Annotated in this window: 13 protein-coding genes and 4 pseudogenes; 9 read left to right on the forward strand and 8 right to left on the reverse strand. The window is 57.8% G+C overall.

The features are described from left to right. Positions 1-13: 13 nt before the first annotated feature. Entirely contained in the window at positions 14-736 is a 723-nt protein-coding gene (locus tag ACA064_RS11725) for a gamma-glutamylcyclotransferase (RefSeq protein WP_497673492.1), read from the forward strand. A gap of 189 nt (positions 737-925) precedes the next feature. Here the strand turns inward: ACA064_RS11725 and ACA064_RS11730 are convergent, their stop codons facing one another. Beyond that, positions 926-1219, reverse strand: a complete 294-nt coding sequence (locus ACA064_RS11730) for a hypothetical protein (protein ID WP_497673493.1) — start codon at positions 1217-1219, stop codon at positions 926-928. Positions 1220-1328: 109 nt separating this feature from the next. Then, positions 1329-2666: a hypothetical protein gene (locus ACA064_RS11735; RefSeq protein WP_497673494.1), complete on the reverse strand. Its 1338-nt coding sequence runs from the start codon at positions 2664-2666 to the stop codon at positions 1329-1331. A 157-nt stretch (positions 2667-2823) separates the two neighbouring features. Here ACA064_RS11735 and ACA064_RS11740 point away from each other — a divergent pair, with 157 nt between their 5' ends. Next, complete coding sequence (locus ACA064_RS11740; RefSeq protein ID WP_497673495.1) at positions 2824-3909, forward strand: helix-turn-helix transcriptional regulator; 1086 nt, start codon at positions 2824-2826, stop codon at positions 3907-3909. Positions 3910-3979: 70 nt separating this feature from the next. Next, positions 3980-4126, forward strand: a pseudogene (locus tag ACA064_RS11745) (LysR family transcriptional regulator); the annotation flags it as partial. Positions 4127-4162: 36 nt separating this feature from the next. Here ACA064_RS11745 and ACA064_RS11750 read toward each other — a convergent pair. From ACA064_RS11750 to ACA064_RS11770, 5 genes are all read right to left on the reverse strand, one after another. Beyond that, positions 4163-4480 (reverse strand): DUF3303 domain-containing protein, encoded by a 318-nt coding sequence (locus tag ACA064_RS11750; protein ID WP_497673496.1) that lies wholly within the window; start codon positions 4478-4480, stop codon positions 4163-4165. 86 nt (positions 4481-4566) lie between these two features. After that, positions 4567-5157, reverse strand: a complete 591-nt coding sequence (locus ACA064_RS11755; RefSeq protein ID WP_497673497.1) for a histidine phosphatase family protein — start codon at positions 5155-5157, stop codon at positions 4567-4569. A gap of 51 nt (positions 5158-5208) precedes the next feature. Continuing rightward, positions 5209-5721: a DUF6644 family protein gene (locus ACA064_RS11760; protein WP_497673498.1), complete on the reverse strand. Its 513-nt coding sequence runs from the start codon at positions 5719-5721 to the stop codon at positions 5209-5211. Beyond that, positions 5721-6071, reverse strand: a complete 351-nt coding sequence (locus tag ACA064_RS11765; RefSeq protein ID WP_497673499.1) for a DUF6152 family protein — start codon at positions 6069-6071, stop codon at positions 5721-5723. The genes ACA064_RS11760 and ACA064_RS11765 overlap by 1 nt, the downstream gene beginning before the upstream one ends. 138 nt (positions 6072-6209) lie before the next feature. After that, on the reverse strand, positions 6210-7133 hold the full coding sequence (locus ACA064_RS11770) for a LysR family transcriptional regulator (protein WP_497673500.1): 924 nt from the start codon (positions 7131-7133) through the stop codon (positions 6210-6212). A 137-nt stretch (positions 7134-7270) separates the two neighbouring features. Between ACA064_RS11770 and ACA064_RS11775 the strand changes: the two genes are divergently transcribed. The 4 genes from ACA064_RS11775 to ACA064_RS11790 all read left to right on the forward strand — a co-directional run bounded on the left by ACA064_RS11775 (position 7271) and on the right by ACA064_RS11790 (position 11432). Next, positions 7271-8326 carry a tartrate dehydrogenase gene (locus ACA064_RS11775; protein WP_497673501.1) on the forward strand — a complete coding sequence of 352 codons (1056 nt, stop codon included), beginning with the start codon at positions 7271-7273 and terminating at the stop codon, positions 8324-8326. An 86-nt stretch (positions 8327-8412) separates the two neighbouring features. Beyond that, positions 8413-9768 carry a dicarboxylate/amino acid:cation symporter gene (locus tag ACA064_RS11780; RefSeq protein ID WP_497673502.1) on the forward strand — a complete coding sequence of 452 codons (1356 nt, stop codon included), beginning with the start codon at positions 8413-8415 and terminating at the stop codon, positions 9766-9768. A gap of 241 nt (positions 9769-10009) precedes the next feature. Next, a complete protein-coding gene (locus ACA064_RS11785; protein ID WP_497674230.1) occupies positions 10010-10444 on the forward strand; it encodes a DUF1801 domain-containing protein in 435 nt (144 codons plus the stop codon). Positions 10445-10667: 223 nt separating this feature from the next. Beyond that, positions 10668-11432 carry a tetratricopeptide repeat protein gene (locus ACA064_RS11790; protein ID WP_497673503.1) on the forward strand — a complete coding sequence of 255 codons (765 nt, stop codon included), beginning with the start codon at positions 10668-10670 and terminating at the stop codon, positions 11430-11432. A gap of 51 nt (positions 11433-11483) precedes the next feature. On the opposite strand, the pseudogene ACA064_RS11795 reads toward ACA064_RS11790, so the two are convergent. Further along, a pseudogene (locus tag ACA064_RS11795) lies at positions 11484-12095 on the reverse strand (tetratricopeptide repeat protein); the annotation flags it as partial. Between ACA064_RS11795 and ACA064_RS11800 the strand changes: the two are divergent. Beyond that, positions 12082-12675, forward strand: a pseudogene (locus ACA064_RS11800) (MFS transporter); the annotation flags it as partial. The pseudogenes ACA064_RS11795 and ACA064_RS11800 sit on opposite strands and share 14 nt — an antisense overlap. A gap of 75 nt (positions 12676-12750) precedes the next feature. Continuing rightward, positions 12751-13208 (forward strand): annotated as a pseudogene (locus ACA064_RS11805) (metallophosphoesterase family protein). Positions 13209-13335 lie beyond the last annotated feature (127 nt).

The following is a 13335-nucleotide window of genomic DNA, read 5'->3' on the forward strand; positions in this document are numbered from 1 at the left end:
TTGAGAGGCCGGTATGGCCGAAGAAAAAGCGCCGCAATTTAAAGGGCGAAATCTGACTGCGGAACTCGTCGCTTGTGTTGAGCGGTTTGAGCCCGATCCGGGACCCGAACCGGGCACGACCGAACACACCCAGGCAGACTTCGATGCAATGGTGGAGGCGCTTTTACTTGAATACCAACCGGAAGATCTTTGGATCTTTGCTTATGGCTCACTGATATGGAATCCGGAGTTCGAGGTTGTGGAGAGCCGCAGCGCCACCGCCTATGGCTGGCATCGTTCGTTCTGCCTGAAACTGACTCGCTGGCGCGGTACACGGGAGTTGCCAGCCCTGATGCTGGCCCTCGACCGAGGCGGAAGCTGCAACGGGTTGGCGTATCGGCTTCCAGCGAAAGACCACTTCAAACAACTGGGACTGTTAATGTTCCGGGAAATTGACGCAAACCCACCGACCAATGTTCCGCGCTGGATTTCGGTTAAAACCGAGTCAGGGATAGTGCGTGCATTAGCCTTTGTCGCAGCACGGGACGGAATGGCCTATGCAGGCAAGTTGCCCGTGGAAAAGGTTTCACGTGTATTGGCTCGCGCGGCTGGACACTGGGGCTCGTCAGCCCAATATCTATTCCGGACTGTAACAATGCTGAGAGAGTACGGCATTCGTGACCGTAATATGTGGCGGATACAAAGCCTGGTCGCACAGGAGATCGAAGAGTCGTTGTCCGCTGCGAAGAAGACCTAAAACCGCTTCAGGGTGAAGGGCAGTGGGGGCGGAAATATTCATATGGCGGTGCCGTCAGAGTATCCAGGTTTCTAGATGGATTTGATGCTGCTGTCCTGAATGATCGCACTTGGCCGATTGCTGCCCGTCACCAAGGGCGGCAATCGCTCGATAAGCGCCTGAACGTCGATTCGTGCTTTGCATACGGACTTACATGGGCCGCCACTCAGGGCAGTGGCGGGCATCGCAAAAGAGCAGATCGAAGTCTGGGTTCTTGAGCCAGAGTGCCAGGATCGTCAGGTTTCTGGAGCGCAACTTGCGATCGATGACCTTTCGAAAACGCCGCGGCGGCGTCTCTCGCTGACTTACGAAGCTATCGCTGTGGAAACGCGCCAGACGCTTGCGGATCGCCAGAGAGCGCGAAGTGAGCAACCCGGGCTCGATGTCCCAGAGCGCAAAAACATAATCGTACCGGCAGCCACGCCGACGATAGGTGCGTGCCATATCAAAATCTCCAAATAATTATCTGGCTGACATGGCTGTCTCCTTTGGCCGGGAGGCAGGTGGAAGAATCTCGGAGCGTGCTGATGCACGCTCCGGCTCAAGTGATTGGCTACAGGATCTCGCGTAGCTCGATTTCGCGCTTGATGAGCGCAGTGACATCGATCATTCCTGCCAGGGGGAACTCTTCAGTATTGATCGACCACGCATCAGGACGGCCCGGAGTGAACAGCAGGGCCCCAATATCTTGAAGTACGGCTGCAAGAGCGCTGGCGTCAGGCGGGTTACCCTTCTTGTCGGTCGCTTCGTAGTAGGCAGTGCCGATACCATACGCACTTTCACCGGCCCGGACCTTGGTTGCGCTATTGGCTAACGGGAATGGCGTGCTACCCAATACTTCCCGAAGGATATTCAACATCTTGTTGATGATCTCGATCGGGTAGCGGCGGCCTCCATGACGCCGGATTGCGCTTTCGTCAATCAGGTAGTGGAACTGCTTGCCTTTCGCAGCGGTGTAGCACTCGGTCCAGCCGTCAAGAGGTCTCGGGAGGGAAGTCATTTTTGCAGGAGCGTAGTTCCCGTTACGAGGCAGGTCATAACCGATCATGAACAATGCGGCCTCCAGTCGGCGCAGCGCCGATACGGCAGAGGGGCCGGCGAAGGCGCCAGCAGGTGCCCGGGCCAGCACCTCGGCCAGAATCCAGCTGGCCTTGAGATTCCACTCTGCATGGTGCGCACCGGCGATCAAACGCGGAAAGCAGAAACCACCCTGACCAGGATCGCGGTTCTTGGGCGATTTTGCATGGGGGCCCTCTTTCGACGGAGACCAGGGAAAGGCGAGTTCACGGGGGACGCTCGACAGCTTCTTCTCCTGGCAGTACTTCACGACGATCCAGCCCAGGGCCGCCGCCACGCGGCTGTCGTAGATGATGAAGTCCTTGACCAGTAGCGAGTAGACCTTGGTCATGCCGGCGTTGAAGCGCAGATCATTACTCATCAGGATCGGCTCAGCCAGATTGCTGCGGGCCAACGCGGCGGCTGTCGATGTCAGGGTCTGGGCAAGATCGTTGATGTTGATACTAAGCCAGCGAATGTTCCCTGCCTGAACGCCGCCCCATGTCATTACATCCGCGGCAGCGGAAAATGCAACCTGGTCGTTTGCAGGGTTGATGCTGTTTCGCAGCGCGCTACGCAGTGCATTCAGTGCTGCATCGTTGCTGGTGAGATCGGTTCCTGGTGGAACCCCCAAAGCGCCTTTGTGTCGCCAGTGATAGTGTGCGCAAGCGTCCTGCAGTCCTTGGCATTTCCACGGGGTGCCGCTGCGGCGGTCCGTGTACTCATGAGTGAAAAGCGACGCGTTGCCCAGGTTTTTGGCCAACCAATCGACAAAGTCACTGACTGCATGGTTCGTTGTGGGAGAGGTAATGCCGAGGTACAGATCGCGATGCATGTCCCGATTCCTTGTTAGGGGCGTCTTGAGTTGCGCTAGTATCCCTATAGGTGCGACAGGATCTGTCGGACCAGGGTGAATAGTTTATCCCGCCATTGGCGCCAATGGAGATGCTTTGACCTTTACATCCAGATGCGGGCCAACAGAGGAGCTGAATGTGACGAAGCAGGATTTGCCTGGCGCTATCAAGACCTTGAAGCGGCGATTCGAACTGCTGCGCAATGTGATGTCGTCAAATAAGAAGGGCATTACTGCTACTGAGTTGCATGGCAGCGATACGAGTGGCGTGGACATCCGAACGATCCAGCGTGATCTGGAAGTCATGGCCAGGGCAGGGGTGCTGCAGGTGAAATCACGTGGCAAACATGAAATCCCGACGTGGTTTTTGCATCATGAAAGTCCTATTGACCTGGTCTTTACTGGCGACTCTGTGCCGGCAGAGACACTGGAATTATCACCATCGCAACTGAAGTCCAGCCGTGTGGCACTGGGAATCGTGACGCTTTACGAGCACGCTCAGCACCTCTTGCACCATGCTGCGCTTGCTGACCTGAAACCGATCTATGAACGGTCCAGGGACATACTCAGAAAAAATCACTCCCTGGAGCATGGCTGGGTCGGAAAGGTTGTACATGGAACCCAACAGGTTCAACTGCGCCAAGCCAAGGTCTCCAGCGTGGTGCTGCACGCCATTCAAACCGCTATCCTGGAAGGAACTCAGGTCAAGGGGCGCTACCGATCTCGTCGTAGTAAAGACACCAGAACCATGGTCCTTAACCCCCTCGGCCTGGCTTATCAAGACTCGAGCATCTACTTGATTTGCCAATTGGACGGCGACTCGATCATTCGCAAGCTTCCACTTCAACGCTTCGACTCCATTCATGTACTTCAGTCTCGTCGAGTATCGGTACCGGAGAACTTCACACCGGCTGAGCATGTGCAAAAAATTCACAAAGCACAGGGCCCCATCCGATTAAAAATGAGGATCAATGAGGCACTCCGTGAGCGATTGGATGAGTCGGAGACCCCTTTGGCAGAAAATCAGGTACTGACTCCCCAGGGTACAGGCGGCTGGATTCTGGAGTGTGATTATGAATACACCCAAGGCCTTGAATGGTGGATCCTCAGCCACGGTGCTGCCATCGAAATACTTGAACCGGTCCAGTTACGGGAAAGCATCAGCAATTGCGTCAGGCAAATGGCTCAAGCGTACGGGCACCTTGTGCCCGAGCCGGCCGGTTAGCCCTCTCAGCACTTGGGTGAACTTGCGGATGCGGTAGTCGGCCACTGGATCTATCCGAGCCTGTTCTTTTGCCAGGCGCTTGGACCGGATGCGCAGCGAAACGCAGGAAGTGACGGGCAAGACGGCTAAAACGCTGCAGTTCGCGGCGACCCGTTCGCTGTCTTTCACGTTCTTCCCCAAGTGGATCAGGAGTGCGGAAAAGGGCACTCCCGTCGAGCCGTTTGCCGAGGCGTTTTGGGCTGGATTTGCTTGACTATCCCTTGCGTTTCAGCCCATCGCGCCAGGTAATAGCTTCGAGTTCGACCCGGACCGCGTCCTCGATGGCAATCACCGGGCGCGCCTGGAATTCAAACGCAGGAAACGTCGAGCAAACCTTGTGAACCGCCACCGGATCGTCGCAGTCCACCAGCATGTGTCCACCCCATTCACCCACGCGCACGACAAACACCTCGATTTTGAAATTGTCGGGTGCTTTCCATTGAGTGAATACTTCAAGGATCCGTTTCTGCGCACTCTCGTACTCCGCCGGCGAACCTTGCGGGCGTTCGAACCAGCTGATCATGTACTTCATTGCTATCTTCCTCTGTTGCCTTGTTGGTCTTCTATTTCGTAGCAGGATGCGAATGGCCGGCGGCCAGGCATGAACCCGCGGTCAGCCTAACGCTCAATACTCAGCCTCCCGATAACTCTGAATTGCTCGTCCCCCTTGGGCACTGCAATAACCATTTCCCCTGAGGCCACGGATAAGCCGGTCAGCGCCAGGATGTTCTGGTTATGAGTAACGAAAACCAGATTTTCTGAAGACGGCCGCCGCTTGGCAGCTGCGAACACCTGCCGTATTTTTTCTTCGCCTGCAGTACCGGACTCCCTGAACATCGAATCAAGCATCGGCGCGGGAGTCACTCTGCCAAAGGCTAGTTTTGCGGTATCGAGACATCGGCACCAGCGGCTGGAAAGCACCTCACTCACAGGTACGCCGCGGCGGCGAAAAGCCTCGCCAATATGCTGCGCGTCGATGCGTCCCTGAGCCGACAAATTACGCTGTGTGCTGCAGTCCCCGAGTGTAAAGCCTGGGGGATCGCCGATGCCGGGCTCGGTTATGGCATGCCGCATCAAGACGACATAGCCGCCCGTTTTGAGCGCCGCCCAGATGCCATCCTCATCTGCAAGGGCCCCGGAGAACGCGCGGGGCTGGCCGAAACTGAATGCGAGTGCAAACAAAAGCCCGGATAACAATGTGCGGCGCATAAGAGGGCCCATTGTTGTGAGTGACCCTGGCCAACATGCTCTGTTGTCCTGTCAGGTGTAGGCCAGCAGTCGGCCGCAGAGCACCACGGTGATCCATAACATAATCGAAAGCACCGCCTGGATTTTTGCTATTCCAGGCGCCGCGGCGCCGGTGTTCCACTGGGCTACCGAACGGAAGACACCGACGTGGAACAGGGCCGCATTGAGGCCCGCGGTACCGATCAAGCAAAGTTTCAGAATAAAAACGCTGTTGGATGCGAAGTCGTGGGGATGTGCTGAAAACATCATCAGCCCGGCCGGGACGATCAATAGCAGGGCCGCGACTCCCCACGTCAGGAGGTGGCGAGCCAGTGCCGTCACCGGAATATCTCTCGACAGCCCGAGAACCCGCAGATCAAACATGACGATGGAGCCGACAAGCACCACGAAACCAAGGATGTGAACCACCTCGACTATCGGATACAGCCACAGCTCGCCTCGCATCGCCGAACCGAGTTGCGAGTCACCCACATAGTCCAGCCAGCCTTCGGGACCCGATACACCGCTGGCACTGGTTGCCTGCATCAGCGCAACTCTGTGGTTTTGTTATCGATCGTGATGCGTTCTGCGCGCAGTTCATCGGGTTTGTTGCGATTCTGATAGCCGACCACCGCGGCCCGATTACCGACTTTCAACATTTCCCTGGAAAGACCACGGTTCTCCATGCGCGAGGGTGGAGCGAGCACGACGTTCCAGGTCTTGTCGGCGGTCTTGAGGCGCACGAAGCCATGGGGGTGGGAATAGCCGGACTCCTCGATCGTCCCGTCCAATTGCAAGGTATTGCTCGAGTCGTACTCACTCCAGCCGTGATGAGCGAACACCGCCGATGCCACCAGTAACGATGAGAATCCAAGGGACCTAAGCAAACGCTTCATGACATGATCTCCTGTCATGGATCATTGATGAACGTCAGTCTGTTCTGATCAGGAGCAGGTCAATCCAGAGAAGTTATAAAAATAGTACAAATCCGAGATGATCGCATTCGGCATAAAGCTAACGCCGTCCAACGCTGTTCAGTCGAGCGTAGGCTCCGGTTCCTCCAGGTGATCGATGCGCTTGAAGCGCTCCACCAGGAAATCGATCAGGCTGCGCACTCGCGCCGACAGGTGCAACTGTTGCGGGTAAACGGCGTAGACATCTGCGCGGCTCGGTGTCTCATCCTCCAGCACCAGGCGCAAGCGGCCACTGCGCACGTAACGGGCAATGTCCCATTCGGCCCGCAGCAGAATTCCATAACCTTCCAGCGCCCAATTCAAGGCCACTTCACCGTCGTTGCAGCCTAGGGCTCCGCGCACTTTGATATTTTGCGTGCGCCCACCGTTGGTAAAACTCCACACGCCATAGGGCGTTTCGTTTTGTCGCAGAAAGATGCAGTTGTGTTGCTGTAAATCCGCCAGGCGTTGCGGCACGCCATGCTTTTCCAGGTACAGCGGCGAGGCGCATAACAGACGGCGATTGGAGGCGATCTTGCGTGCATGGAAGGCGGCGTCCGGCAGCGTACCGAAACGAATACCCAGGTCAAACCCATGAGTCGCCAGGTCGAGCGGGTGATCGCTGATTTCCAGCTGTATTTCCACCTCCGGGTACTGGGCGAAGAATGCTCCCAAGGCGGGGCCGATGTAGCGACGACCGAATCCCAACGACGCGTTGACGCGAATCAGACCTTTAGGGGTCGCCCGACTGCTGCTGATCAGCTGCTCGACCTCATCGATCTGCGTCAGGATGCGGGCGGCATGGGAGAAATACAGCTCTCCTTCCGAGGTCAGGCTCATCGAACGCGTGGTGCGGTTGACCAGGCGGATGCCTAGTCGTGCTTCCAGCGCGGTCAGGCGTTTGCTCACTGCCGGCGGTGTCACGCCAAGCTCTCGAGCAGTCGCCGCCAAGCTGCCTTTGTTGGCCAGCAGGTAGAAAAAAGACAAATCCAGTGTCTGGCTCATTAGTAACTCAAATTCATGTATGTAGTGATCTGGAGTAACTCACGCTTATTTGTTCACTACATATACTCCGCTCACACCCTGATTGAACACCCCGTTCGACAGGCACAACAAAAATGTAACGAGAGTGGAATTAATTGATGAGCGCATACAAAATTGCTGCGGTTCCAGGTGATGGCATTGGTGTTGAAGTGATCGCCGCGGGCGTCGAGGTGCTGCAAGCCCTGTCGAAAAAATCCGGTTTCGAACTGGATTTCAAACACTTCGACTGGAACTCCGATAACTACCTGAAAAACGGCCACTACATCCCGGAAGGTGGGCTGGCAGAACTGAAGACCTTCGACGCCATCTTCTTTGGCGCTGTCGGTGCGCTCAACGTACCGGATCACATTTCCCTGTGGGGCCTTCGTCTGCCGATCTGCCAGGGCTTTGATCAGTACGCCAACGTGCGTCCGGCTCGTGTACTGCCAGGGGTAAAAAGCCCTCTGCTTAATGGTGATCAGATCGACTGGGTGGTGGTGCGGGAAAACTCCGAGGGCGAGTACTCCGGCAACGGCGGTCGCGTTCACCGGGGCCTGCCTGAAGAAGTCGCCACCGAAGTGTCCGTGTTCACCCGTGCCGGGGTCGAGCGCATTCACCGTTTCGCCTTCGAACTGGCGCAGAGCCGTCCGCGCAAGCACCTGACCATGGTCACCAAATCCAACGCTCAGCGTCACGGTATGGTGTTGTGGGACGAGATCTTCTACGAAGTCGCCAAGGATTTTCCAGACGTCAGGATCGACAAGGAACTGGTCGACGCCGTGACCACGCGCATGGTGCTCAAACCGTCGACGCTGGACGTAATCGTCGCCACCAACCTGCACGCCGACATTCTGTCCGATCTGGCCGCCGCCTTGTCCGGCAGCCTGGGCATCGCGCCGACCGCCAACCTTAATCCCTCGCGCAAATTTCCCTCGATGTTCGAACCGATCCATGGCTCGGCCTTCGACATCACCGGCAAAGGCGTCGCCAACCCGATCGCGACGTTCTGGACGGCGGCGATGATGCTCGAACATCTGGGCGAAGCGGCAGCGGCGAAGCACCTGATGTCGGCCATCGAAGCCGTGACGGAGAGTGGTCTGCATACCCCGGATCTGGGCGGCACGGCCACCACCCGACAGATCACCGACGCGGTGATCGAGTTGATCAATCGCTGATTCAAGCTGCGGCACAACACCAAGGGCCTGATCACCGATCAGACCCTTGGCATTTCCTGACAACAATAAAAAATCAGGGCCCTGTCATGAAAAGAATATTCGGCAAACTCTACGTACAAGTGCTCATGGCCGTCATCCTCGGTGCCATCGTCGGTGTGATGATTCCCGAAACCGGCACCGCGCTCAAACCCTTGGGCGACGCGTTTATCAAACTGATCAAAATGCTCCTCGCCCCGGTGATTTTCCTGACGGTGGTCACGGGTATTGCACGCATGGAGAACATGAAAGAGCTGGGCCGTGTCGGCTTCCGGGCACTGCTCTATTTCGAAGTGGTCTCCACACTGGCGCTGGTCGTCGGATTAGTCGTTGTCGATGTGTTCAAACCCGGTGCCGGCATGAACATCGATGTCGCCACGCTGGACACTTCCAGCCTGGCAACCTACACCACTGCGGTGAAGCACGCGTCGTTCATGGACTTTGTGATGAACATCATCCCCGACACCATCGTGGACGCCTTCGCCAAGGGCAACGTACTGCAAATATTGCTGTTCTCCATTCTGCTTGGCGTTGCTCTGGCCCATGCGGGGCCGCGCGGGAAAGTGTTCGTCGACACGCTGGACAGCCTGATGCAAGGGATGTTTCGCATCGTCAACATGGTCATGCGCCTGGCACCCATCGGTGCCTTCGGGGCGATTGCCTTCACCATCGGCAAGTACGGCTTCGGTTCGCTGTTCTCCCTGGGCAAGCTGATGGCCTGCGTCTACCTGACCTGCGCGGTGTTCGTGATCTTCGTACTCGGGCCGATCTGCCGCTACAGCGGTTTCAGCCTGTGGAAGTTTCTGAAGTTCATCAAGGAAGAACTGTTCACCGTACTGGGCACCAGCTCCTCGGAATCGGTGCTGCCGCAGATGATTTCCAAGATGGAAAAGGCCGGCGTTTCCAAACCCGTTGCCGGGATGATCATTCCCTCGGGCTTGACCTTTAATCCGGATGGTCAGGCGATCTACTACACCATCGCCGCCATCTTCATCGCCCAGGCCACCAACACCCCGCTGACCCTGACGGATCAGTTGATCGTCCTGGCAGTGCTGATGTTCACCTCCAAAGGCTCTGCGGGTGTCACAGGTTCAGGATTCATCATTCTTGCGGCGACCTTATCTTCCCTTGGCACCATTCCGGTGGCGGGCATGGTGCTGTTATTGGGCGTCGACCGGTTCATGTCCGAAGCGCGCGCAATCACCAACACCATCGGCAACGGCGTCGGGACCATGGCCATTGCTAAATGGGTCGGCGCGCTGGACACCGTCAAGATGAACAAAGCGCTTGACGGGGAGGTAGAAGAGGGGAAGCCCGAGCCGGTTCAAGCAGACATTGTTGCTGTTCCGTCATCGACGACAGCCAGTGCCCTGTTGCCTGGCTTCAAGAGCGTTTCTCAGGGGTAAGAGGTTTGGCGATGAGCATCGCGGGGTTCATCGCCGGATTATCGATCTGCCGACACAAATTCGCGATACGACGCAATCAATGTGGGAGCGAGCTTGCTCGCGATTGGGCCATCAAAGCCAATAAATCTCTTGGGTCAGACCTCAGCCTTCCTCAGAAGCCAAAGCAATTCCATCCCACTTTTTTCAGCGATACTCAAGTGGCGGGTGAACGACAACCATCATGAAGAGGGCGGCAACCATCATGAAGAAGGCAACGAGCGGCTCAATGGACGGCGATGGAGGAGGCTCTGCCTCTCAGCTGATAGAGGCGAGAATCAAGGAGCTGGGTGATTGGCGGGGCGAGACGCTCGCTCGGGTCCGAACGCTCATCAGTCAGGCCGACCCCGAAGTGCTCGAGGAATGGAAGTGGAGGGGGGTTCCGGTGTGGTCCCACGCCGGAATCATCTGCACTGGTGAGACGTACAAGAACGTGGTGAAGATGACCTTCGCCAGGGGCGCGTCGCTGGACGATCCTTCAGGTCTCTTCAACTCCAGCCTCGAAGGCAATACCCGACGTGCCATTGATATCCATGAGGGTGACAGTCTTGATGAAACGGCGTTGAAGGCGCTGATTCACGCCGCCGTGGCTCTCAACACATCGGTGCGAGCGGCCGCTCGCACCAAACCGGCTGAATGAGAGCGTTTGGTTAATCAGCAGGATGGCAAAAAAAGACCGGGGCATTGACATCGTATTGCGACCATCCTTGCGGTGGTCGTTGCAGCGGGAACTTAAGGGTACTAGCCAAGTCAATAGAGGCCCTGCATCGGTGATGATGGGACAGTGAACCAACCCCAGCCAAGTGGCGATGAAGGCCTGTTTTACGACAGTGCCGTCCGAGATCAGCCGAGTCCGCCCCCTGATGCAAACCAAGAGTTTTCTGCCAGGTCTTATCCTGGCGTTCTGCGCAGCCGCATCGCTTTGCTCGGTTGCTGCCGAGCGAAGAGCCTCCCCGCAAAGTAACAACGCATCAACCACCCTAATTGAATCCGCCTCGCAGCAGTATGCAGATGGCCAGTTGGACCAAGCCGCTGCCACGCTGGAGCGTGCGCTGCATATCCAGCCGAACAATCCCGCGACGCTGCACTACCTCGGTGTGTTGCGTCTTCAGCAGGGACAGTACCAGCAGGCTGAAGCGCTGGCGGCGCGCTCCAACCTGCGGGTTGGTCGCAACGTCGAGTTACGCAACCGCAACTTCCAATTGATCCAGGCGGCGCAGCAGGCCCAGGCTTCGAGTACCCCACCCAACGCCAAAGAGAATCGGGTTGCAGTGCAGAAGGGTCTGGAAGAGGAAGCCCAAAGGCGCCGCGAAGCAGAAATTGCCGCTGCCGAGCAATCCGCCCCGGACACTGAGCGCCACGCAGGCACCTTCGCTCGCGCAGAGGCGCAGAGGGTATCGGACTCGCCGATGGGTGGCAGGCCACGTCCCGAAGGAGAATTGCAAGTGGCTTCCGTCAAGCCAGAGCCCGCGTACGATGAGGTTGAGATTCCCCGCGGCCATTGGCCGCCTCCGGGCAAATGCCGAATCTGGTTTCCTGATCGCCCACCGGGGCATCAGCCCGCCCCCGGCAAGTGCAAGAAATTGCAAAAGCGGGTTCCGTTCGGGGCCTACCTGGTGCGCGGCTGAATTCACGCTGGGACGTCATCGGTCCTGGCTCACCCATAGCTGCCGCCGCGGTCACTCGGACAACCCGGCCAGCCGCAGTCCATCGGCGAACCGCGCGAGATCCTCGGGCCGCTGGATTGGCAGCCAGTCCTTCAGATTGGAGACGCGCAACGATGGATCCAGCTCGTGCAGGCGCTGCATCGCCTGCTGCGCTTTGTCCATTCGTCCGCTGAGCGCGTGACTGGCCGCCACCAGGGCAACCGGCACCAGGAGGCTGGGCAGGTTCCCCAGCGCCTTTTCCGCCCAGGCTGAAGCGGCGTCGAAGTGCCCGGCGAAGAAATGCGCGAGCGCCATCCCGACCTGCATCCGGAACATTTCCGGATCTAGCGGACTCAAGCGGGCGGCATGGGCCAAATGCTCAATCGCTTCGTCTGTTTCACCGCGCAGCGCGCGCAGGATACCGCCCAGGTACCAGGCGGGGGCGAGGTTGGGATTGAGCAGGCGTGCCCTGTCGAGCAGGGCAATGCCGCCATCGACATCGCCGGCGAGATGGACAAGTGCATGTCCGCCTCGCGTCAGCGCCACCGCATCATCCCGGCCTAGCTCCACCGACAGACGCGCGAGCCGCGTGCCCTCGGCGATTTCTCGAGTCCGATCGCTCATCCAGCCATTTATCTTGCGCCAGGTTCCGCCGTTCGCCACAGTGCCCTTTGGAATCCTGATGATCATGGTTGCGATGTGGATGCTGTCCGGTTCGACCAGCGAAAGCGGCACCGACGACATGATGGCCGCCATCCTGTTGCGCGGCCTGGGCCTTGGCTTCCTGTTTCTGTCGATCACGCTGATCGCTTTCAGCGACCTCAACAGCCGAAACCTCGCCTGCGGCATAGGCCTCTTCAATACGGGGCGCCAGCTAGGTGGTCTTATGGGGGTCGCGGGGCTCCAGACCCTGTTCGACCATAACGTCGTCACCAATTCCGTGGTCCTCGGTGCTAACGTCACCCCAGGAGGGGCCGCGGTGATCGAACGGCTGACGACCACGACAGCCATGCTGACGGTGAAAGGGATGGATGCAGCGGCTGCTGGCCGGGCAGCGACGAGCCTCCTGGGCCGGGTCGTGTCAGGTCAGTCCACTGTGATTGCCTTCGACACCGCGTTCATCGCAGTTACCCTGCTGTTTGCAATCGCCGCCCCCATTCTGGTCGGCATCAAGATCGGACTCTCGCGATACGCGAAAGTGCGCGCTGCGCGAACCGTCGCGTGAGACAGCCCACGCACGTCGAGGGCGCTTGCCTGGTTACACTGTGTTCCGATTCTTGAACCTCGTCTGGAGCTTTGCATGAAAGTTGGCGTGATTTCCGATACCCATGGCTTGCTCCGCGCCGAAGCCCGTGCTGCCCTGAAGGGCTGTGAACGGATCATTCACGCGGGCGACATCGGCAACCCCGAAATTCTCGATCAACTGGAGTCTATCGCCCCTCTGTACGTAGTACGTGGGAACAATGACCTGGACGCCCCTTGGGCAGAAAATCTCGCCGACTGTCTACGTTTCGACCTCAACGGATGGCAGACTCTGCTGGTGCATGACATCGCCGATGTCCCAGTCGTGCTCGATGCAGGCATAAAGCTGGTGATCACCGGCCATTCCCACAAGCCCCGCATAGAATGGCGGGGCGAAAGCTATACCTCAATCCTGGCAGCGCGGGACCGCGGCGCTTCAAGCTGCCGGTGACGCTGGCTCTGCTTGAGGTGCTTGAGAGCTCAATTGAGCCGCGTCTGGTCTCGCTACTGGAATGACCTTTCCCTGGACTGTCTTGGCAAGACACAGATTTGCGGTCGGGCATGAGCCTTCGCCGATTTAATGATGACTGGCTATTAGAGTTACAACGAAACAGTTATTGAACTTTTAAAGTTATTTGTTGTT

The organism is Pseudomonas sp. LBUM1658, assembly GCF_059716055.1.